The 20,577-nt window shown below is 59.2% G+C and carries 18 protein-coding genes; 16 read left to right on the top strand and 2 right to left on the bottom strand.

Annotated features, from left to right (window positions below; translation table 11 throughout):
- Positions 1-108 precede the first annotated feature (108 nt).
- The 14 genes from RLO149_RS15275 to RLO149_RS15210 all read left to right on the top strand — a co-directional run bounded on the left by RLO149_RS15275 (position 109) and on the right by RLO149_RS15210 (position 14,045).
- Positions 109-1,851, top strand: a complete 1,743-nt coding sequence (locus tag RLO149_RS15275) for a nitrite reductase (RefSeq protein ID WP_013963004.1) — start codon at positions 109-111, stop codon at positions 1,849-1,851.
- 99 nt (positions 1,852-1,950) lie between these two features.
- The gene (cobA, locus tag RLO149_RS15270) at positions 1,951-2,754 is read left to right on the top strand and encodes a uroporphyrinogen-III C-methyltransferase (protein ID WP_013963003.1); all 804 of its coding nucleotides are present in this window, start codon (positions 1,951-1,953) and stop codon (positions 2,752-2,754) included.
- Positions 2,747-3,064 (top strand): c-type cytochrome, encoded by a 318-nt coding sequence (locus RLO149_RS15265; RefSeq protein ID WP_013963002.1) that lies wholly within the window; start codon positions 2,747-2,749, stop codon positions 3,062-3,064. Before cobA ends, RLO149_RS15265 begins: the two co-directional genes overlap by 8 nt.
- On the top strand, positions 3,064-4,215 hold the full coding sequence (locus RLO149_RS15260; protein ID WP_013963001.1) for a cytochrome D1 domain-containing protein: 1,152 nt from the start codon (positions 3,064-3,066) through the stop codon (positions 4,213-4,215). Before RLO149_RS15265 ends, RLO149_RS15260 begins: the two co-directional genes overlap by 1 nt.
- A gap of 10 nt (positions 4,216-4,225) precedes the next feature.
- The gene (ahbB, locus tag RLO149_RS15255) at positions 4,226-5,230 is read left to right on the top strand and encodes a siroheme decarboxylase subunit beta (RefSeq protein ID WP_013963000.1); all 1,005 of its coding nucleotides are present in this window, start codon (positions 4,226-4,228) and stop codon (positions 5,228-5,230) included.
- Positions 5,220-5,669 carry an Lrp/AsnC family transcriptional regulator gene (locus RLO149_RS15250; protein ID WP_013962999.1) on the top strand — a complete coding sequence of 150 codons (450 nt, stop codon included), beginning with the start codon at positions 5,220-5,222 and terminating at the stop codon, positions 5,667-5,669. The genes ahbB (RLO149_RS15255) and RLO149_RS15250 overlap by 11 nt, the downstream gene beginning before the upstream one ends.
- Entirely contained in the window at positions 5,666-6,157 is a 492-nt protein-coding gene (ahbB, locus tag RLO149_RS15245) for a siroheme decarboxylase subunit beta (protein ID WP_013962998.1), read from the top strand. The genes RLO149_RS15250 and ahbB (RLO149_RS15245) overlap by 4 nt, the downstream gene beginning before the upstream one ends.
- Positions 6,157-7,371, top strand: coding sequence for a heme d1 biosynthesis radical SAM protein NirJ (gene nirJ, locus RLO149_RS15240; protein ID WP_013962997.1), 1,215 nt, complete (start codon positions 6,157-6,159; stop codon positions 7,369-7,371). The genes ahbB (RLO149_RS15245) and nirJ overlap by 1 nt, the downstream gene beginning before the upstream one ends.
- Positions 7,346-8,893: a nitrite reductase gene (locus tag RLO149_RS15235; protein WP_013962996.1), complete on the top strand. Its 1,548-nt coding sequence runs from the start codon at positions 7,346-7,348 to the stop codon at positions 8,891-8,893. The genes nirJ and RLO149_RS15235 overlap by 26 nt, the downstream gene beginning before the upstream one ends.
- Positions 8,877-9,602: a sirohydrochlorin chelatase gene (locus RLO149_RS15230; RefSeq protein ID WP_245538067.1), complete on the top strand. Its 726-nt coding sequence runs from the start codon at positions 8,877-8,879 to the stop codon at positions 9,600-9,602. Before RLO149_RS15235 ends, RLO149_RS15230 begins: the two co-directional genes overlap by 17 nt.
- Positions 9,599-9,835, top strand: coding sequence for a hypothetical protein (locus RLO149_RS15225; RefSeq protein ID WP_148264372.1), 237 nt, complete (start codon positions 9,599-9,601; stop codon positions 9,833-9,835). The genes RLO149_RS15230 and RLO149_RS15225 overlap by 4 nt, the downstream gene beginning before the upstream one ends.
- Positions 9,836-9,900: 65 nt before the next feature.
- Positions 9,901-11,115, top strand: coding sequence for a 5-aminolevulinate synthase (gene hemA / locus RLO149_RS15220; protein ID WP_013962993.1), 1,215 nt, complete (start codon positions 9,901-9,903; stop codon positions 11,113-11,115).
- Positions 11,116-11,425: 310 nt separating this feature from the next.
- Complete coding sequence (locus RLO149_RS15215; RefSeq protein ID WP_013962992.1) at positions 11,426-12,487, top strand: glycosyltransferase family 2 protein; 1,062 nt, start codon at positions 11,426-11,428, stop codon at positions 12,485-12,487.
- 133 nt (positions 12,488-12,620) lie between these two features.
- Entirely contained in the window at positions 12,621-14,045 is a 1,425-nt protein-coding gene (locus RLO149_RS15210) for an oligosaccharide flippase family protein (RefSeq protein WP_013962991.1), read from the top strand.
- A 33-nt stretch (positions 14,046-14,078) separates the two neighbouring features.
- Here the strand turns inward: RLO149_RS15210 and RLO149_RS15205 are convergent, their stop codons facing one another.
- Complete coding sequence (locus RLO149_RS15205) at positions 14,079-15,074, bottom strand: glycosyltransferase family 2 protein (protein ID WP_083825470.1); 996 nt, start codon at positions 15,072-15,074, stop codon at positions 14,079-14,081.
- 197 nt (positions 15,075-15,271) lie between these two features.
- Positions 15,272-16,912, bottom strand: a complete 1,641-nt coding sequence (locus RLO149_RS15200) for a GMC family oxidoreductase (protein WP_013962989.1) — start codon at positions 16,910-16,912, stop codon at positions 15,272-15,274.
- Positions 16,913-17,208: 296 nt separating this feature from the next.
- Between RLO149_RS15200 and RLO149_RS15195 the strand changes: the two genes are divergently transcribed.
- Together RLO149_RS15195 and RLO149_RS15190 are read left to right on the top strand one after the other, a co-directional pair.
- A complete protein-coding gene (locus tag RLO149_RS15195) occupies positions 17,209-18,195 on the top strand; it encodes a TAXI family TRAP transporter solute-binding subunit (RefSeq protein ID WP_013962988.1) in 987 nt (328 codons plus the stop codon).
- A gap of 115 nt (positions 18,196-18,310) precedes the next feature.
- Positions 18,311-20,539 (top strand): TRAP transporter permease, encoded by a 2,229-nt coding sequence (locus RLO149_RS15190; protein ID WP_013962987.1) that lies wholly within the window; start codon positions 18,311-18,313, stop codon positions 20,537-20,539.
- The last annotated feature ends 38 nt before the right edge of the window (positions 20,540-20,577 follow it).

The raw sequence follows: 20,577 nt of genomic DNA, 5'->3' as shown, positions 1-20,577 counted from the left end.
AAGACTGACAATGATCGGCGCGCCGCGTCTTGATCAAAGTCAAGGCGGCCCCCCGCCTGTATCCGCCAGCCTTGAGCATATCGAATTTACTGCAATTGGAGCCGATATATGTCCCTATCCATTCTCACACGTTCTGTTGCTGTCAGCGCGCTGTTGTCGCTGTCCGCCACATTGGCGCTCGCACAGGATAAGCCTGCGGATCACGGCGATGATGCGTCCGCTGCCTACCAGCCGTCCCTGACAACACTGGGTCAGATTCAGGTGGAAATTCCTGGCCGCAAGCCCGGTGATCCGGTCATGACGCCCAGCGAATATCAGGACTCGAACACAATTTATTTTCAGCGGTGTGCGGGCTGCCACGGGGTTCTGCGCAAAGGCGCGACGGGCAAGGCGCTGACCACAGACATCACGCGTCCGAACGGGTTCGAATACCTGCGCGATTTCATCACCTATGGCTCGCCTGCGGGCATGCCCAACTGGGGCACCTCGGGCGACATGACCGAAGAGCAGGTTGATGCCATGGCGCGTTATCTGCTGCTGGAACCGGCCGTACCGCCGGAGTGGGGCATGGCCGAGATGCGCGACAGCTGGAAAGTGATCGTCGCCCCCGAAGACCGGCCCACTGAAAAGATGAACGACATCGACATCGACAACCTGTTCTCGGTCACGCTGCGGGATGCGGGTGAGATCGCCCTGATTGACGGCGCGAGCTACGAGATCAAGACGATCATCGAAACCGGCTATGCTGTTCACATCAGCCGGATTTCCGCATCAGGTCGCTATCTTTTCGTGATCGGTCGGGACGCCAAGGTCGTTATGATCGATCTGTGGATGGAAACACCCGGCCCCGTGGCCGAGATCAAAGTCGGATCAGAGGCGCGGTCGGTCGAGACCTCGAAATTCAAGGGCTATGAGGACAAATACGCCATCGCCGGTGCCTACTGGCCGCCACAGTTCGTCATCATGGACGGTGACACGCTGGAGCCACTGCGCATCAAATCCACGCGCGGCATGACCTATGACGAGCAGGATTTCCACCCCGAACCCCGCGTCGCGGCGATCCTCGGATCACACTATAAGCCCGAGTTCCTTGTGAACGTGAAAGAAACCGGCAAGATCATGATGGTGGATTATTCCGACATGGACGCGCTGAAAATCACCGAGATCAACGCGGAACGCTTCCTGCATGATGGCGGTCTGGACAGCACGCAGCGTTACTTTCTGACGGCGGCGAACGCCCGTGGCAAGATCGTCGTGATCGATACCAAGGAAAGCAAGAAGGTCGCCGTAATCGAGACCGAAGGCGAGACACCGCACCCCGGTCGTGGCGCCAATATCAACCACCCGACCTATGGACCCGTTTGGGCCACCTCGCACCTTGGGGATGACACGGTTGCATTGATCGGGACGGACCCAGAAGGCAACCCGGATCACGCCTGGAAAATGGTGCAGCAGCTTTATGCCCTGGGTGGCGGGTCGCTGTTCGTGAAATCGCACCCCACGTCAAATCACCTCTATGTGGATGCGACGCTGAACCCGGATGCGGAAACGTCCGGCTCGGTTGCGGTCTTCAAGATCGACGAGTTGGGTCAGGAAGAGCCGGAGTACACCGTTCTGCCGCTGGTTGAATGGGCCGGTATTGCCGAAGGCCAGCCGCGTGTTGTGCAGGGCGAATTCAATCAGGCGGGCAATGAGATCTGGTTCTCAATCTGGAACGCCGCTGATCTGGAATCGGCCATCGTTGTGGTCGACGACAAGACCCTCGAAATGAAGCACGTCATCAAGGACGAACGTCTGGTCACACCGACCGGCAAGTTCAACGTCTTCAACACCCGCGCGGATGTCTACTGACACCGTCTGCGCAAACCGGGCGCGGCAGGCCTCTCCCTCCTGCCGCGCCTTTTCCGACACTGCCGTCCTGATGTGCAACTAAACTGGTAAGGATCTGAAATGCTGAAGAAAATGAACCAAGGTCAGGTCTTTTTGGTCGGTGCAGGGCCGGGCGATCCCGACCTGCTGACTGTGCGTGCTTTGCGGATGATGCAATCGGCAGATGTGGTGGTACATGACCGGCTGGTGTCGCGCGATATCATGGCGCTTGTGCCTGCGGGTGTGCGTCGGATTGACGTGGGCAAGAAGCCTGACCACCATCCGGTGCCTCAGGACGAAATCAATGCCCTGCTGGTGCGACTGGCCGAAGAAGGATCAACCGTCGCCCGCCTCAAAGGGGGCGATCCGATGATTTTCGGACGCGGTTCCGAAGAGGCTGCTGTTCTGCGCGCCGCCGGCATCAAGGTGAGTTACGCTCCCGGTATCACAGCCGCCCAAGGCGTGTCTGCATCGACAGGCGTGCCGCTGACGCATCGCGGGTTGGCGACTGGTGTGCGGTATGTCACCGGCCATTGTCAGGCCAATCGTCCGCTCGACCTCGACTGGGACGGGCTGGCGGATGCGGATACAACGCTGGTCGTCTATATGGGCCACGCCAATATGCAACAGATCGCGGCTGGTCTGATCGAACGCGGGCTGCCTGCGGAACATCCGGTTCTGGTGGTCGCCAATGGCACGCGGCCCAATGAAACCCGTCTCGTGACGCAACTGGGGGCCTTGCAGATCAAACGTGCCAATATTCCCGTGCCCGGTCCGGTTCTGTTTATCGTGGGCCGCGTCGTCACCCTGATCGACAGTGAGGACAGCACGGCGGCGGACACACTTCTTCAGGCCCCTGAACTGCAGCGGGTGTTGCATGGCTAGGGCGGTCGCATTGCTGGCGATATCTGTGCTTGCCGCGCCCTCTGTCGGTGCCGAAGCGCTTCCGCAAGCCGAACAAGACCGCCTTGCGCATTTCGTACAACAGGATTGCGGGTCATGCCATGGTCTCAAGGTGACCGGGGGTCTCGGTAGTGCGATTACACCTGAGGCCCTTGAGGGGCACACGGTCGATGGTCTGACGTCGATCATTCTGGATGGTATTCCGGGGACGGCCATGCCGCCGTGGCGTCCGCTCTTAACCGAAATCGAGGCACAATGGATTGCCGAATACCTGCTGGAGGTCAGCCCGTGATGCGCCTGATGAGTTTCCTGTCCCTCTTGTTGTCCCTTGCCCTGCCCGCCAAAGCCGAGGTGGAGGTCCACGCCACGGGCGATCTGGGCGTCGTGATTGAACGCACAACCGGTTCTGTGCTGATCGTGGATCAATCCGATATGGATGTGCTCGCCCGGGTCGAAGGGTTTGGCGATCTGTCCCATGCCAGTGCGGTATTCTCACCGGATGCGCGCTTCGCCTATATCTTTGGCCGTGACGGCGGGCTGACCAAGCTTGATCTGGTCACACAATCCATCGCAGGCCGGGTCATGCAGGCGGGCAATTCCATCGGCGGTGCCATTTCCGACGATGGGCGTCTCGTGGCGGTCTCCAACTACGAACCGGGCGGTGTGCGGGTGTTTGATGCGCAAACACTCGATCTGGTGGCGGATTTCCCAACGCAGTCGAAAACCATTGGCCTTGTGGACGCCCCCGGCGGACGGTTCGTCTTTTCCATGTGGGACACGGGCGAAACGTGGATTGTCGACATGTCGGATGCCACGCCTGATGTTACTAAAGTCTCCGGCATGGGCGCAAATCCCTATGATGCGCTGATCACCGGCGACGGGCGTCGCTACATTGTGGGGCTGTTTGGCGAGGACGGGATGAGCACGCTTGACCTGTGGTCCGATGCGCCGGTGGCACAGCGTATTCTGCCCGGTTATGGCCGTGGCGAAGAACCGTTGCCGGTCTATAAAATGCCCCACCTTGAGGGCTGGGCGCTGGCGGGGGACCGTTTTGCCCTGCCTGCGGTCGGACGCCACGAGCTGCTTTGGCTGGATGCACAGAAACTGACAGAACTGGGGCGCACGAAAACCCATGGCCAGCCTGTTTTTGCCGTGGCCCGCCCCGACGGGCGGCACGTCTGGGTTAATTACGCCCACCCTCACAATGACACGGTTCAGGTGATCGAGGCCGCATCGGGCGAAGTTCTGCACACCCTCAAACCCGGCCCCGCCGTATTACACATGGAATTCACCGCACGCGGGCATCAGGTCTGGGTGTCGGTGCGCGATGCCAACCGTATCGACATCTACGACACGCAAACCTTTGAAAAAATTGGCGAGGTCCCGGCAGAAACACCATCGGGCATCTTTTTCACTGCAAGGGCCCATCGCATTGGGCTTTGAGAGGACACACATGACGCTGGATGCGCTCGACTGGAGGCTGATGAACGACTGGCAACGTGCCTTGCCACTTGTGTCGCGCCCCTTTCAGGAGATCGCGCGCCACCTTGATACCACTGAGGCACGCATCATCGAACGCTTGAAAAAGCTGCTGGAAACCGGCGCGATCAGCCGTATCGGCGCCACCTGCCGACCTAATACCTTGGCGGCGAGCACGCTTGCCGCAGTTGCAGCCCCCGACGATCAGATCGAAGAAATCGCCGCCGTGATCAATGCGCAGGAAGGGGTCAACCATTCCTATGAGCGTGAAAACAAATGGAACATCTGGTTTGTCGCGACCGGGCCCACGCGCGCTTTTGTCGATGATATCCTGCGGCGCATCACCGAACAGACGGGCCTGCGGGTGCTCGATCTGCGGCTTGAGCGGCCTTTCAACGTGGATCTCGGATTTGCGCTGGATGGCTCGAACGCGCTGCCGCAACCGCGCGCGGTCGACACGGACATCAAGATCGAAGCAAGCGACCGCGCGATCATGCAGGCCCTGTCCGAAGGGATGATGCCCACCGCCTGCCCGTTTGCCGACCTCGCCGCGCGGCTGGGTCAGACCGAGGCTGAGGTGCTGGAGCGGGTCCGCGTGCTGGCGCAATCGGGGATCTTGTCGCGTATTGGTCTGATCGTGCGCCACCGGGCCCTTGGATGGCGGGCCAATGCGATGTGCGTCTTCAAGGTGCCGCCGGACGAGATAGAGGCCTGCGGGCGTGCGCTGACCGCCGTGCAGGGGGTGACGCTGTGTTACGAGCGGCGCGCCGTGCCGGGGGTCTGGCCCTATACGCTTTACTGCATGATCCATGGGCGCAGCCGGTCCGAAACGCTGGATGTTCTGAGCCAGGCCCGGGTGGCCGCGCGTCTGGTGCCCTATGAATACCGCATTCTGTTCAGCACCCGCTGTTTTCGCCAGCAGGGCGCGCTGATCGTTGCGCCATCCGACAAGACCACAGGAGAAACAGATGCAGATTGACGACACCGACCGGCAGATCATCAACGCGCTGCAAACCGGGTTTCCGATTGCGCCACGCCCCTTTGCGCTGGCCGCTGAGCGTCTTGGACTGGCCGAGGACGATCTGATCGCACGGCTGGCCCGCATGAAGGACGCAGGCATCATCACGCGTTTCGGCCCGTTTCTGGACGCAGCAGCCATGGGCGGTGCCTTTTGCCTTTGTGCCATGGAAATCCCGCCCGCGCAGTTCGAGGCGATGACCCAAACCGTCAACAGTTTCGATGAAGTGGCGCATAATTATGCGCGCGATCACCGGCTGAACATGTGGTTTGTGCTGGCCACTGAGACCCCCGAGGGGATCACCGAGACCGCCGAGCGCATTGAGGCGTCGACCGGCCTGCCGGTGTTTCAGTTTCCTAAACTCAAGGAGTTCTTTGTGGGCTTCCGGGTGGCGGCATGAGTATCGCAACCCAAGACCGCGCCCTGATCAAAGCCTGTCAGGCAGGTCTGCCGCTGGTGCCGGAACCCTACGCGCAGATCGCCGATCAGCTGGACATGGCGCAGGTGGATGTGATGAACCGCCTTGAGGCGCTGTTGGGGCAGGGTGTCATCCGCCGTGTGGGCATCGCGCCCAATCATTATAAACTCGGTATGGCCGCCAACGGCATGACCGTCTGGGACATCGACGATGCCGAGGCCGAAGAGTTGGGCGCACTGGTCGGCGCGATGGAGGACGTGACCCATTGCTATCTGCGTCCGCGCAAAAGACCCGTCTGGCCTTACAACCTTTTTGCCATGCTGCACGGATCCACCCGCGACGAGGTCGAGGAAAAACGTCAGCATATCCTGCAGCTGCTGGGCCCTGCGGTGCGCGCGCATGACGTGCTCTATTCGACGCAAATCCTCAAGAAAACCGGTCTGCGACTGGCCAGTAAAGGAGCCACCTGATGTTTCGACTGACCCAATATATGGAACAGCTGATCACCCCCACGCCACCCCGCGCCCGGCGTGGTCCGGTGCGGCCTGTGGTGATCTGGAACCTGACGCGGCGCTGCAATCTGAAATGTCGTCACTGCTATACGACCTCTTCGGACAATATCTTCCCCGGTGAATTATCCACGAAACAGGCGCTGGGTGTGATTGACGACTTGGCGGAATTCAAGATCCCTGCGTTGATCCTGTCGGGCGGTGAGCCTCTGTCGCGCGGGGATATCTACGAGCTTGCTCAGTACGCCCGCAAAAAGGTCCGCTATCTGGCTTTGTCGACCAATGGCACGCGCATCGACGCCGAGGCGGTGGAAAAGATCGCCGACATCGGGTTTAACTATGTGGGCATCAGCATCGATGGCGTGGGGGCTACAAACGACTGGTTCCGCGGTCAGGAAGGCGCTTTTGATGAGGCGCTCGCCGGCGCGCGGCTGTGTAAGGAAAAGGGCATCAAGGTCGGCCTGCGCTTTACCCCCACCGAGGATAACGCTGAACAGCTGCCCGCGATCCTTGATCTCTGCGAGGCGGAAGGCATTGATAAATTCTATATGTCCCATCTGGTCTATGCCGGGCGCGGCAACAAGAACCGGGGCGAAGATGCAGGGCATGCGCGCGCACGGTCCTGCGTTGATCTGCTGCTTGATCGCGCGTGGAGCGCGCTGCAACAGGGCCGTCATTTCGAGATTGTCACCGGCAACAATGACGCCGACGCCGTGCGGTTCCTGAACTGGGCCAGCGACCGCTTTGCCCCCGAACAGATCGACCATCTGACCTCGCATTTGCAAGCCTGGGGCGGGAATTCCTCTGGCGTCGGCGTGGCCAATATCGACCCCACGGGCAAGGTGCATCCTGATACCTATTGGTCCGATTATACCGTGGGCAATGTGAAATCCGACACGTTCTCGAACCTCTGGACTGGTTCTGACGAGATGCTGGCCTTGCTGCGTACGCGCCCCCGTCCGCTCAAGGGGCGTTGCGGGGCCTGCGCGCATCAATCGGTTTGTGGCGGCAACACCCGCATCCGCGCGCTGCAACTGACGGGTGACCCGTGGGAGGAAGACCCCGCCTGCTATCTGTCAGACGCCGAGATCGGGTTGAACGGGGCCGAGGCCCCACGCATTGAACTTCGCAAATTCACCGGGAGGCGACATGATCCGGCGCATAATTTCACTTAGTCTGCTGGCGCTCACACCGCTGAGCGCTCAGGGCGAACCGGCCGTTCTCTATGCCACCCATTGCGCGGTCTGCCACGGCGATGACCGTCTGGGCAGCCTTGGCCCCGCACTGATCCCCGAAAGCCTGCGCCGTCTAAAAGGCGAAATGCTGGAGGCGGTGATCGCAAAGGGGCGCATCAGCACGCAGATGCCGGGCTTTGACGCACAGATCAGTGCGGCGGACATTACCGAGCTTGCCGCCTATCTGCACACACCCCTGCCAGAAATGCCCGTCTGGGACGCGGACCGCATTTCCGGAACGCTTGAGGTAAACCCTGATTACGTCGCACCCGACGCGCCGCAACATGATGCCGATCCGCTCAATATCTTCGTGGTGGTGGAAACCGGTGATCATCACATCAGCGTGCTGGATGGCGACACATTTGACGTGCTCGCCCGGCTACCCACACCGCTGGCCGTGCATGGCGGGCCGAAATTCACCCCCGACGGGCGGTTCACCTTTGTGATGTCGCGCGACGGCTGGGTGCAAAAGATCGACCTTTGGTCCATGCAGGAGGTCGCGCGTCTGCGCGCGGGCGTCAACAGCCGCAACATCGCCATGTCCAAGGATGGCAAATACCTCGCCGTGGCCAATTACCTGCCCCATAGCCTGACCATTCTGTCGACGGCGGATATGTCGGTAGAGCGCATCTTTGATGTGGTGGGCAAAGACGGTGAATCCTCGCGGGTCTCTGCCGTTTATCAGGCCCCGCAGCGCGACAGTTTCATCCTCGCCCTGAAAGACATCCCCGAGATCTGGGAGGTTGCGACCGATCCCAATGCGGACCCCGTGTACGAAGGTTTCGTGCACAGCCGCGAAAAGGGCATGGTCGAGGCGATCGCTTCGTCCGAGGGGCTTTTTGCGCGCCGCCGCATCGAAGTGACCGAACCGCTGGATGATTTCTTTTTCACGCCGGATTACCGGTTTCTGATCGGGGCGGCGCGGGAAAGCGACCGGGGCGCTGTGGTGAACCTCAACGTGGGCCGCGAGACGCATGAATTGCCGCTCTCGGGTCTGCCGCATCTGGGGTCGGGCATCTCGTGGGAATATCAGGGGCGGCGCGTCATGGCGACACCGCACCTGCGCGAGGCAAAACTGTCGGTGATCGACATCCAGAACTGGGAAGTCTTGACGCAGATCGACACCGACGGGCCGGGGTTTTTTATGCGCAGCCATGAAAATTCGCCCTACGTCTGGGCCGACGTGTTTTTCGGCCCCAACCGTGACGTGATGCATGTGATCGACAAGCAGACGCTGGAGATCGTCAAGACCCTGCGCCCCGTGCCCGGCAAGACGCTGGCGCATGTGGAGTTTGATCGTGAAGGTCGCCACGCGCTTGTCAGCCTGTGGGAAGACGACGGGGCGATCTTGATCTACGACGCGCAGACGCTTGAAGAAGTCAAACGGCTACCAATGAGCAAACCATCAGGGAAATACAATGTTTTCAATAAGATCACCTTTTCTGATGGCACCAGTCATTGATCGGCCCATCCTTGTGGTCACACATGGTTCGCCCTCTGAACCCGCACCACAGGAAGAGGCTGTGCAGGCGTTGGCGGCGCGGCTGAACCAGCTGATGCCCGACACCATGGTACGCGGGGCGACCCTTGCGTCAGAGGGTGCGCTGGATCAGGCTGTGCGGGGCCTTGATCGGCCGATCGTCTGCCCTTGGTTCATGTCCGATGGTTGGTTTGTCAAAACCCATCTGCCCAAACGCCTGAAAGCGGCGGGTCTTTCCGATTGGGAGGCGACGGCGCCCATGGGGCTGATGCCGGGGGTGGCGCGGCTGATGTGTGATCGCATACGCCTGCGTATTGCGACGCTGGAGTGGCAGATGGCGCAAACCACTGTCATTCTTGCCGCGCACGGCTCACCCTCCAGCAGCAAGCCGCGCGAGGCGACCGAAGCCGCAGCAAAGGCGCTGGCGGCGCAGGGGGCGTTCAAGGCGGTTCGTCCCTGTTACGTGGACGAGCCCCCCGCGATCCGCGATGTGGTGTCTGCGGTTCGGGGTCACGCCATTGTGGTGCCATTTTTTGCCGTGCGTGCGGGTCATGTCACAGGTGATCTGCCCGAAGAACTTGAGGCTGCGCAGTTTGCCGGGCCGGTTCTGGACCCTGTTGGAACATGGCCAGAGACGCCCGCGCTGGCGCTGGCCGCGATCACCGCATTGTTTGGTGCACAATGCGTATGAGCGATGACCGCCCCTGGCCTGTGTGGAAACTGGCGCTGTTGATGTATCCGTTTGCGGCCGGTGCGGTGGCGATCAACCTCTTCATGCTCAGCCTGATGGCACCGGTTGTGGGGTTGGACACGCTGAACCCGCTGACGGCGTTGAAGCTGTCCGTCGTTCTGGGTGTTCCGGCCGCATGGGCTGCAGGCCGCTGGGCGCGCCATTTAATGGATGAGGCAGACGAGGGCACTTGACCAAGGTCAAGGCCATGGGCGCGCGCGCCCGGTTTGATAGGTAAAACCCCGGGGGAGAGACCTGCATGAACTACGACGCCTTTTTCGCTGATAAACTGGACCAACTGCGCGCCGAAGGGAACTACCGCGTTTTTGCGGAGCTGGAACGGGACGCCACCGATGCGCCCCACGCCACGATGCATGGGGCAGACAAGGCGCGGCCCGTGACGGTCTGGTGTTCCAACGATTATCTGGGGATGGGCAAATCGGCATTCGTGCGTCAGGCGGTGGCGGATGCTGCGCTGCAGGACGGGGCCGGTGCCGGGGGCACGCGCAACATTTCAGGCACCGCGACGCAGCACGTCGCGCTTGAGGCCGAACTGGCAGATTTGCATGGCAAGGAAGCCGCACTGCTTTTTACCTCGGGCTATGTGTCCAACTGGGCCAGCCTCAGCACGTTGGGTGCGCTTCTGCCCGGTTGCACCATTCTTTCGGATGAAATGAACCATGCCAGCATGATCGAAGGCATCCGCCACAGCCGCGCGGACAAGGTTATCTGGAAACACAACGACCCCGAAGACCTCAATCGCAAGCTCGAGGCGCTGCCGAAAGGAGGCGCGCGCCTGATTGCCTTTGAATCGGTCTATTCCATGGATGGTGACATAGCACCCATCGCGGAAATCCTCGATGTGGCCGAGGCGCATGGGGCCATGACCTATCTCGATGAGGTGCACGCGGTTGGGCTTTATGGCCCGCAAGGCGGCGGCATTGCCGAAAGCGAGGGGCTGGCGCACCGCGTGTCCCTGATCGAGGGCACATTGGGCAAGGCCTTTGGCGTCATGGGCGGCTATATCGCGGGATCAGCCGTGATGTGCGATTTCGTGCGCTCTTTTGCCAGCGGGTTCATCTTTACCACAGCCTTGCCGCCGGCATTGGCCGCGGGTGCGCTGACTTCCATCCGGCATCTGCGCCGCAGTGATCTGGAACGCCGCCGTCAACAGGCCAATGTCGCCAAGCTGCGCACGCGCCTTGATGCGATGCGCCTGCCCCATCTGGACAACCCCAGCCACATCGTACCGGTGATGGTTGGTGACCCGTTCAAAGCCAAATTCCTCAGCGACACCCTGCTGGAACAACACGGCATCTACGTGCAGCCGATCAATTACCCAACGGTGCCAAAAGGCACGGAACGGCTGCGGATCACGCCGTCGCCATTGCACACTGACGCAGATATCGACCGGCTTGTCGGCGCGCTGTCCGATCTTTGGTCGCAATGCGCGTTGAACCGGGCGGTTGCCTGACGTCGCTTAGGGTACTCAGCCATTTCATCGATGCGCTGAGCCGCCATCATAGTGCACCTGCCAAACGCCGGTGCACTATGGCGTTTTGATTGGATTTGCGTTCGTCGCTGGGGTTGTGGCGCAAAGCCTGATCAAAGTAGCAGCGCGCACCAAAAACGCCGGATCAGCATAAAACCCCCGGTCCTTTAAGAATTTTTAAAAAATCGAGCGGATTATAGTGGGGTGATGTCCGGAGGCGCATTTTTCCCTTTCCAATGCGGCGATCTAGATTGATAAGCTCGGCTTGGTTCGGTGCATAGGCGTGGATAAGATGAAACTGTCAGAAGTTGAGACCTTGGTGACAGTTGTCATACCGGCATATAATGCCGAAGCAACAATCGGCACCACCCTGAACAGCGCGCGCGGACAGTCTTATCAAAACCTTGAAATCATCGTTGTGGTGGATGGCGCGACGGATGGCACCGAGGCCATCGCACGTCATCATGCGCAGCAGGATGATCGGGTCTCAATTGTTGTCACAGCGAACTGTGGATTATGCCCGGCGCGCAATACCGGGGCGCGGGCTGGTTCAGGTGCGTTCATAGCCCCTCTGGATGCGGATGATATCTGGCACTGCGACAAGATCCAAAAGCAGCTTGATGTGTTTGCGGCGGGCGGCGAGGACATGGGCATGGTCTACACGCTTTTCCGACGGATTGATCAATGGGATTACCTGATCCGCGATGGTGCTGTAACCTGCTGGTCTGGTGATGTTTTCTGTGCCTCATTGCTGTATAATTGCGTGGGAAACGGCAGTTCGATCATGGTCAGACGCCGCGCTTTCGAGCAGGTTGGCGGCTATTCGATGGAATTGAACAGGGTAGGGTGCGAAGATTATCTGCTTCAAATCCTTGTCTCGCATGATTGGATCGTTGGCGTCGTTCCCGAATACATGACGGGCTATCGGTACGATCACGAGTCGATGTCCAGAAACCACGTGCGCATGGCGTTGGCGCGGCTGAAAATGCTGGATATCGTTTCTCAGCGGCATCCTGACGTACCTGAAAATGTCATGCATCTGGCGCAGTCTCAGGCGAGGGCTGAACTGGCGATTGCAAGCGCGAGAGCTGGAAATATAGCCAAGGCCGTGTCCGAAATTTCAGGGGCATTGCGCATTAACGCCTCCTCCACCATGGCCTATTCCATCTATCGCCTGCGAGATTTTGCCTACCGTTTTATTCGCACATCCGGGGCAAATGTCAGACGCAATAAGCCGCCCAAGTTCGAAGATATGGATCCCAAAACTCATTATGGTATATCCTATCATCCGCTCAGGTCGCGGACGATGCGGCGTCTTCTGCGTCAAACGACCCTTCCGACCAAACAATGTTGATGGCATTGTCAGGCAGGGGAATTACATACCGCCGCGATTGCGTAAAACGTGCCTTGCGCCTTGTTATCCCGGTGGCTGCTCAGTCCGCTGAACGAAGGTGCGCGCCATCCTCATTGACCGTTCGTCAAGTCCTATGAGCCTGCGTCGGGCGATACGCGACAGGATCCTGAGCCGTCCTGCCGTTCTGGCCGCCCATGCGGTCACCCTCTTGGTCTTGTCGCGGCTGTTGACGCCGGCTGAATTCGGATTGTTCGCCCTTGCCGCTGTCGCCCACCAGATGGCGGTTTCCCTCGCCGATCTTGGCATAAAGACCCAATTACTGAACAGCCCGTCGCTGGACCCGCATCGCCACGGTGAGGCTTTCGGCTTGGCGCTGGCCTCTGCCTGTCTGGTCGGGGCGGGCTTTCTGGGAATTGTGCTGCTGCTGCCCGATGCGCTGGTGCCGCCGTCATTGAACCTGACGCTGTGGATATTCGCAGCCTCAGTGTTGCTTGGGCCGCTCGAATTGCTGTTCAACATCCCCCTGATGCAGAGCATGCGGTTCGGGCTGATTTCCGTGGTCAACGTTTTTGGTGCATGGATCCGCTGCGGCGTTTCAATCGTTGCCGCGCTCTATGGGGCTGGTCCGGCTGCACTTGCGGCGGGGCTGCTGGCGGAACAGATCGTTTCGTTTATCATGTTTGCCATTGCCAGACGTAAAGAGACGGTACCTGCACCGCGCATGACAGGGTGGCGTAGTCTGATAGAAGACGGTGCGCGCCTGAGCGGAAATCAGGTGATCCGCCACCTGAGCGAGCTGGGCATCATGGGGGCGATTTCCGGCTTTCTCGGCGTTGCGACACTTGGGATCTACAACCGGGCTGATCAGGTCGTGAAGCTCTTCGACAAGATATTTCTCAACAGCATGAGCCCCGTGATCCACCCGGCTTTTGTTCAGGCGATCAAGAACAAGCATCACCCTGCAACGATTTATCTCAAGAAAGTGGAGCTTCTGACCGCATTGATCTGGCCAGCCTTCGCAATGATCGCAATCCTTGCGGACCCGCTGTGTCGCGTCGTTCTTGGCCCCGGGTGGGATGCGGCACCCGTTATCGTTCAGCTCTTGGCCCTGATCGGTATCGCGCGGCCCTTCACGCAGATGAATCAGGCCCTGTTTATTGCTTTAGGTGAATTGCGTCTCAGCACGCGCCTTGACGTTCAACATCATATCACGCGTGTGGCGTTGGCCAGTGGTGGTGCATTGATCTCCCTTGAAGCGGTGTGCGTCGCCCTCGCGATTTCATATGTCATCGACGCCATGCGCCAGACCCGTGCATTTGCACGCTCCACCGGCTATGAAAAAAGGCAGCTTTTGAGCGTGGTTCTGAACGCTATGCTGCTGATGTGTTGCACGGCCGGACCTGCGGCGATGGCGTTGTACTTTGTCGCGACCGGGAATGCTATTGTGCAATTGCTGGTGGCTGCGGCGGCGGGTGCTGTGGGTTTTATTCTATGCGTTTGCGTGATGCGCAATGTGCTGTTCGACGAAGCGCAAAAGGCTCTGAAACGTATCCTGTAAGCGCCCGGGATGAAGGGACAGGACCACTATGGATCACCTTCGGAAACGCTTGCGCAGTTTGCTCACCCATTGCCATATCGCAGATGGCAGAACCGCCTTGGCGATGGCGAATGCTGCGCTGCTGCCCAGTGTGGCGGGCAATGCGAGACGCGGCGAATAGAAAAGCGCGCTGATCCAATATCTGAATGCCAGCCACACATCGCCCTGCCGGGCTGCAAGCAATGACCAGTATGCGCGCACCAGACCAAAATGCCGTCTTCGCGCAAACACACCGATTTCGCGCAACAATGGTTGGTGATTGCCGAGAAATTGCTCGTGACCTTTCTGCATGCGTCGCACGTTCGATGTGATTTGTGCCGACCTGATGCGATAGTCCACGAGCGCCTGTGGGCATTGCACAAGCGTGGATTTGCGCTCCCACAGAATACGCAGCCAGCAATCCACATCATTGTTTGATTTCAGGGCCGTATCAAAACCACCGCCAGCCGCAAATGCCTCCCGACGGACAAGCACGCCGGTTGCGCTTTCGGCGGGCGTTGCAATGAGCATCTCACCTGCATCGAAGAACTTTGCCTCACTCTGCTGAGTATGCGTGAGATGGACCGGCTCCCCCAGATAGTTGACCTCGCGCCCGTCCTCGTCGATCCGCCGGTAAAGGGGGCATGCGATATCACTTTCGGGAAACGCATCCAAAGCGCCCACGAGCTGAGTCAGGGTCTGGGGCGACCAACGATCATCCGCGTCAATGAAGCCCACAAGCTCGCCTTTTGCCTCAGCGACACCGCGGTTGCGTGCCGAGGAGGCACCCCCGTTCGGTTGCCTCAAAACTCTGAGTTGCTGGGGCTCCAGAGACCACCTGTCTTGCCGCGCCGCAAGAATGTCGGCTGTGCCGTCGGTGGATGCGTCATCGACAATGATGAGTTCGAAGGAGGCATAAGACTGGGCAACAATCGATCCGATTGCTTCGTCAATGAAGCCCTCAACATTATGCGCCGGCATTATGATGGAAACGCGCGGTACTTGTTCCAAATCTCAACGCTCCGCTAAAACTCAAGGCGACCCCCACCCGCTATCATCGTGATGACCGAGCCTCAAGCTGCGAAGGAACCTGCCGGGGTGGAAGATGGGTGAAACGGCAACGTTTGATCGACGTCGTGGCCGCTGGCGGCGAAATCGTCAGGCGTGGGTTTGGGCCCGCTGTCCAGACCGCCAGAGCCTGTGTGATGTTACGCCGATGCGTCCGCGTCACTTTTCGCCTTCATTTCCGCAGCAGGCAGAGGCGCAAGACCCCGCACCATATCCGCGGCCTTTTCGCCGATCATGATCGTGGGGGCATTGGTGTTTGACGCATTGATCCGGGGCATAATGGACGCGTCGCAGACCCGCAGGCCACTTACCCCGATCACGCGCAGCGCGGGGTCGACAACAGCATCAGGCCCTTGTCCCATCCGGCATGTGCCGACGGGGTGGTGGTCAGTTTTCGCGATCTTGATGGCATAGCGCAACAGGTCCTCCTTGGTTGCGCATGGCCCCGGCAAGACCTCGGTTGCAACGTATTTTGACAAGGCGGGTTGCGCCATGATCTCGCGGGCGATCTCAAGACCCTTTAACGACATCTCCCGATCATAGGGGTCACCCCAAAAATTGGGATCAATCAGAGGCGGCACATTGGGGTCAGATGACGCCAGCCGCACAGACCCACGCGACCTTGGCCGCACCAGCGCGCTGTTGAGCGTGACACCTGCGCCATTTATCTTGACGATCCCTTTCTCAATGCCCGACCCCTGACCCAGATGGAATTGAAGATCGGGGTAAGGGGTATCTGGGTCTGCATACCAAAAGCCCCCCGTTTCAAAGAGAGATGCCGTAGCAGGCCCGGTTTTCGTGAGATAATACCGCAAACCCGCCAACAGAGTGCGATCAATGCGGTCGGTTCCGTCGTAGGTATGCCGCCCGGTGCATTGCGATATCGTGCAAAGGTCAAGGTGATCCTGCAGGTTTGACCCAACACCGGGCAAATCAAGCGTCACATCAATGCCCACGCTGCACAGATGATCAGCAGGGCCAATGCCTGAATGCATCAACAGGCGCGGTGAGCCGACGGCGCCGGATGTAATGATCACTTCGCGGTCCGCACGGATCAGGACATCAGCACCGTTTTCACGCAGGATCACCCCGACCGCTTTGGCGCTTTCAAGCTTGATGCGCGAGACTTCAACGCCTGTACGCAGGGTCAGGTTGGCGCGCGCTTGGGCGGGTTTCAGGAAAGCCCGTGCACAAGACGAACGTCTGGCGTCACGCTGGGTCAGTTGATAAAACCCACACCCTTCCTGACGTACCCCGTTGAAATCAGGATTATACGGAAGACCCCACGCCTGCGCCGCTTCTATGAACGCCGTGCAGATCGGTAGGGCACCGCGCGGCATCGACACGCCAAGCGGCCCATCCTCGCTGTGATACAAGTCGGAAAAGACCTCATTACCCTCAGAGCGTTTGAAGTACGGCAGAACCTCGTGATAGCTCCATCCATCGCAGTTGTGGTTTTGTGCCCAATTGTCGTAGTCGTGCGGGTTGCCGCGCGTATATATCTGCGCGTTTATCGAAGAGCCGCCGCCGATGACCTTGGCCTGCGTGTACCAGAGCGATCGCCCGTTCAGCCCTTTCTGGGGCACGGTGGACCAGCCCCAGGATGCAATGCCTTTTGTCATCTTGGCAAAGCCTGCGGGGATGTGAAACAGCGGATTACGATCAAGCCCTCCCGCTTCCAAAAGCAAGACTGACGTGTTTTCATCCTCGCTCAACCGCGCCGCCATGACACAACCCGAAGACCCACCGCCCACAATGATATAGTCGTAAACCTCCAGCAATACCGCTCCTCAGATTTGTAACCGAATAGTTACACTAGTAAGGCCCCGTTGCCTTCAGGATGTCAACGCGCCCGCGGAAATCTCGTTTGAACGGGCATTGCAGCCTCCGGGGAGCGCGACGCAGAGCGGTGGCTTTATCAGGAATGTGATCAGGCATCGGCAAAAATTACCTTATACTGATTGCTTAGCGGCTAAATGACGCCTAATTACGAGAGTACACTCGGCGCGGGTCGTCGGGAGATAACAAGCGTGGCGCACCCAAAAGCGCCCGAAATGAACACGTGGAGGAAGATTATATGAAAACGCCCGCTATTATTGTGGCAACAGCCTTGCTGAGCCAAGCTGCATTTGCCGATGGTCATGAAGACCGCACGGGATGGCCCGAAAGCTTTACGGTTGCGACCGCGTCTCAGGGCGGCACATATTTCGCATACGGATCGGGCTGGGCGAATCTGGTCGCAGAGGAATTGGGCATTAGTGGTGGTGGTGAAGTCACCGGTGGCCCCGGTCAGAACATGGCGCTGGTGCACACGGGTGACGCGCAATTCGGCATGACGACCATGGGTCCGGCAGCCGAAGCCATCGCGGGCGAGAGCCCGATTGCACCGGGACTGCAAATGACGAATTCATGCGCGATGTTCCCGATGTATCAAACGCCATTCTCGGTGACGACACTTGCATCCTCCGGAATTACGGCGATTGCCGAAATTCCTGAAGGTGCGCGCATCGGGTTTGGCCCCGCGGGTTCAACGTCTGACACGTATTTCCCGCGCATGATGGACACACTTGGCGTCAACTACGAGCGCCGCAACGGATCCTGGAGCGATCTGGGTGGTCAGCTTCAGGACGGTTTGCTGGACGTGATTGCCTTTGCGGCGGGCGTGCCCGTTCCTGCGGTCAGCCAGCTTGAAGTGCAAACGGATGTGAACATCATCGAGTTCACAGCAGAAGAGCAGGCAACTATCATGGAAGCCTTCCCGGTGGCGGCCTATGCGATTGCTGAAAGCACCTATTCGACGCTTCAAGCCGATGCACGCTCGGTTTCGATGTGGAACTTTGCGATTGCCAACTGCGATCTGCCCAACAGCTTTGTCAAAGCGGTGGTCGATATCATCATGTCAGACAATGAGCGTATGATGAACATCCACAAGGCCGCTCGCACGACTGTGCCTGAAAACTGGGACAAAAACGGCGGTGTGATCGCTTGGCACCCAGGTGCCGCAGAGTGGTTCATTGAAAACGCCGGGGCCGACATCCCCGCCGATCAAATCCACAGCAAGTAAACCCACAGCCCCTGAGCTGCGCCGCTGGCGTGGCTCAGGCCGGCCCAAATTTCCTGCACGCATCTAAAAAACCGATGTCGTGCAGACGTCGCTCACAGCGAAATGGAGCCCAGCCATGGTCAGCACCCCCCAGCCAGACAGCGCGGTCGAAAGCCCGATCAACACGCAAGGGGTCGATGACGAACCGCTTGGCAGCAACCAGCGCGTATTCGAGGGGCGCACCAAATTCCTGATCGCTGCTTTTGCGGGGGTCTATGCGTTGTTCCACATGGCGGTTCTGAACGGTTGGTCAATTGGTGGCTGGACGGGAATTTACATCCCTTATCTACCGGTTTTCCCGATGGAGACGTGGAACTTCCGGATCGTGCATATCGCCGGGGCGCTGACGCTGGGCTTTTTGCTCTATTCTGCGCGGGGCTTCTCGGACCAGCCACAGCGTCGCAATCACCCGCTTGATATCGTTGCATATATCGCGCTGCTACCCGCGCTTTATGCCTGTTTCACCGCCTTCGGTTTCGCGCGCGATATCGCGGGTGGCACCATGTGGAACGGCATTGATCCGGCGATCAGGTCCGCTGAAATATGGCATTATGGCGTGCCTTTGATTGTTGCAACCAGCATTGGCGTTCTCGTCGGCTGGATGCGTGCGCCCGAACGGGGCAGGCTGTCTCCTGCGGACCTCGTGCTGATCATCTGTGCGGCTGGCGTCGCGATTTACCTGATCACGATTTTTGGCACCTTGATGCGCAATGCAACGGGCACCCCCTTTGCCCCCATCGGGATGAGCCTTGCCGCCGTCGCTGGCACCGTTCTTATCATGGAGATGACGCGCCGGGTTGCGGGTCTCGCCCTGATCGTGATTGCCGGTATTTTCCTCGTCTATGTCTTTGTCGGAGAACGCCTGCCGGGCTTCCTTAATGCGCCTGACATCACATGGCAGCGGTTCTTCAGCCAGGTCTATACGGATGCGGGAATTCTGGGGCCGACCACGGCTGTATCCTCGACATATATCATTCTGTTCATCATCTTTGCCGCGTTCCTGCAGGCGTCCAAGGTCGGCGAATACTTTGTGAACTTTGCTTTTGCCGCAGCAGGGCGCGCGCGCGGTGGGCCTGCGAAAGTGTCCATCTTTGCCAGCGGTCTGATGGGGATGATCAACGGAACGTCTGCGGGCAATGTGGTCGCTACTGGTTCACTGACGATCCCGCTGATGAAAAAGGTGGGGTACAAACCGACCACAGCGGGCGCGGTTGAGGCTGCGGCTTCGACAGGCGGTCAGATCATGCCGCCGATCATGGGCGCAGGCGCCTTCATCATGGCCGAGATTACTGGCATTCCTTACACGGACATCGCCATCGCCGCGATCATTCCGGCCGTCCTATATTTCGTGTCCGTCTATTTCATGGTGGATTTTGAGGCGGCCAAGCTGGGCATGCGCGGTATGCGTGAAGATGAGCTGCCCAAGTTCCGCGATATGGTGCGCCGGGTCTTTCTGTTCCTTCCGATCATCATCCTGATCGCCGCTCTGTTCATGGGGTATTCGGTCATTCGTGCAGGCACGCTTGCCACAGCCGCCGCCGCCGTAGTGAGCTGGTTTACACCCTACCGGATGGGGATCAAATCGGTCTCGAAAGCCTTTGAACTGGCAGGGATCATGTCCATCCAGATCATCGCGGTCTGTGCCTGTGCGGGTATCATTGTCGGGGTCATTTCGCTGACGGGCGTCGGGGCGCGGTTCTCTTCTGTATTGCTGAGCATCGCAGACACAAACCAGCTGCTCGCGCTGTTCTTTGCCATGTGTATTTCGATCCTGCTGGGCATGGGGATGCCGACGACTGCGGCCTATGCCGTTGCCGCCAGCGTCGTCGCACCGGGGCTTGTGCAGCTGGGTATTCCGGCTCTTACGGCGCATTTCTTTGTGTTCTACTTTGCTGTCGTTTCGGCCATCACGCCGCCTGTTGCCTTGGCCAGCTATGCGGCGGCAGGTATCTCGGGCGCAAACCCGATGGCCACATCTGTCGCCTCTTTCAAGATCGGAATTTCAGCCTTCATCGTGCCGTTCATGTTCTTTTACAACTCGGCTTTGTTGATGGATGGCACATGGTTCGAGGTTCTCAGAGCAGCGGTCACAGCCGTTTTGGGCGTCTACCTTTTGTCCTCCGGGGTGCAGGGCTGGTGGGCTGCAAAACGTGCGAATGTCGGGATACGCGTCGCGCTGATCGTCGTTGCCTTGTTCATGATCGAAGGCGGGCTTGTCTCTGACCTGATCGGTGTCACCGGGGCGGTTGCGTTGTTTTTTGTGTCCCGTTTTACGGGTCAGAGCACTGCGAAGAAGGAAGCGTAAAGCGCAAGCAGTAATCGATTTTCGTCAGGTTTTCCCTG

The organism is Roseobacter litoralis Och 149 (assembly GCF_000154785.2).
Classification (GTDB): domain Bacteria; phylum Pseudomonadota; class Alphaproteobacteria; order Rhodobacterales; family Rhodobacteraceae; genus Roseobacter; species Roseobacter litoralis.
This window is presented reverse-complemented; position numbering and strand designations above follow the sequence as displayed.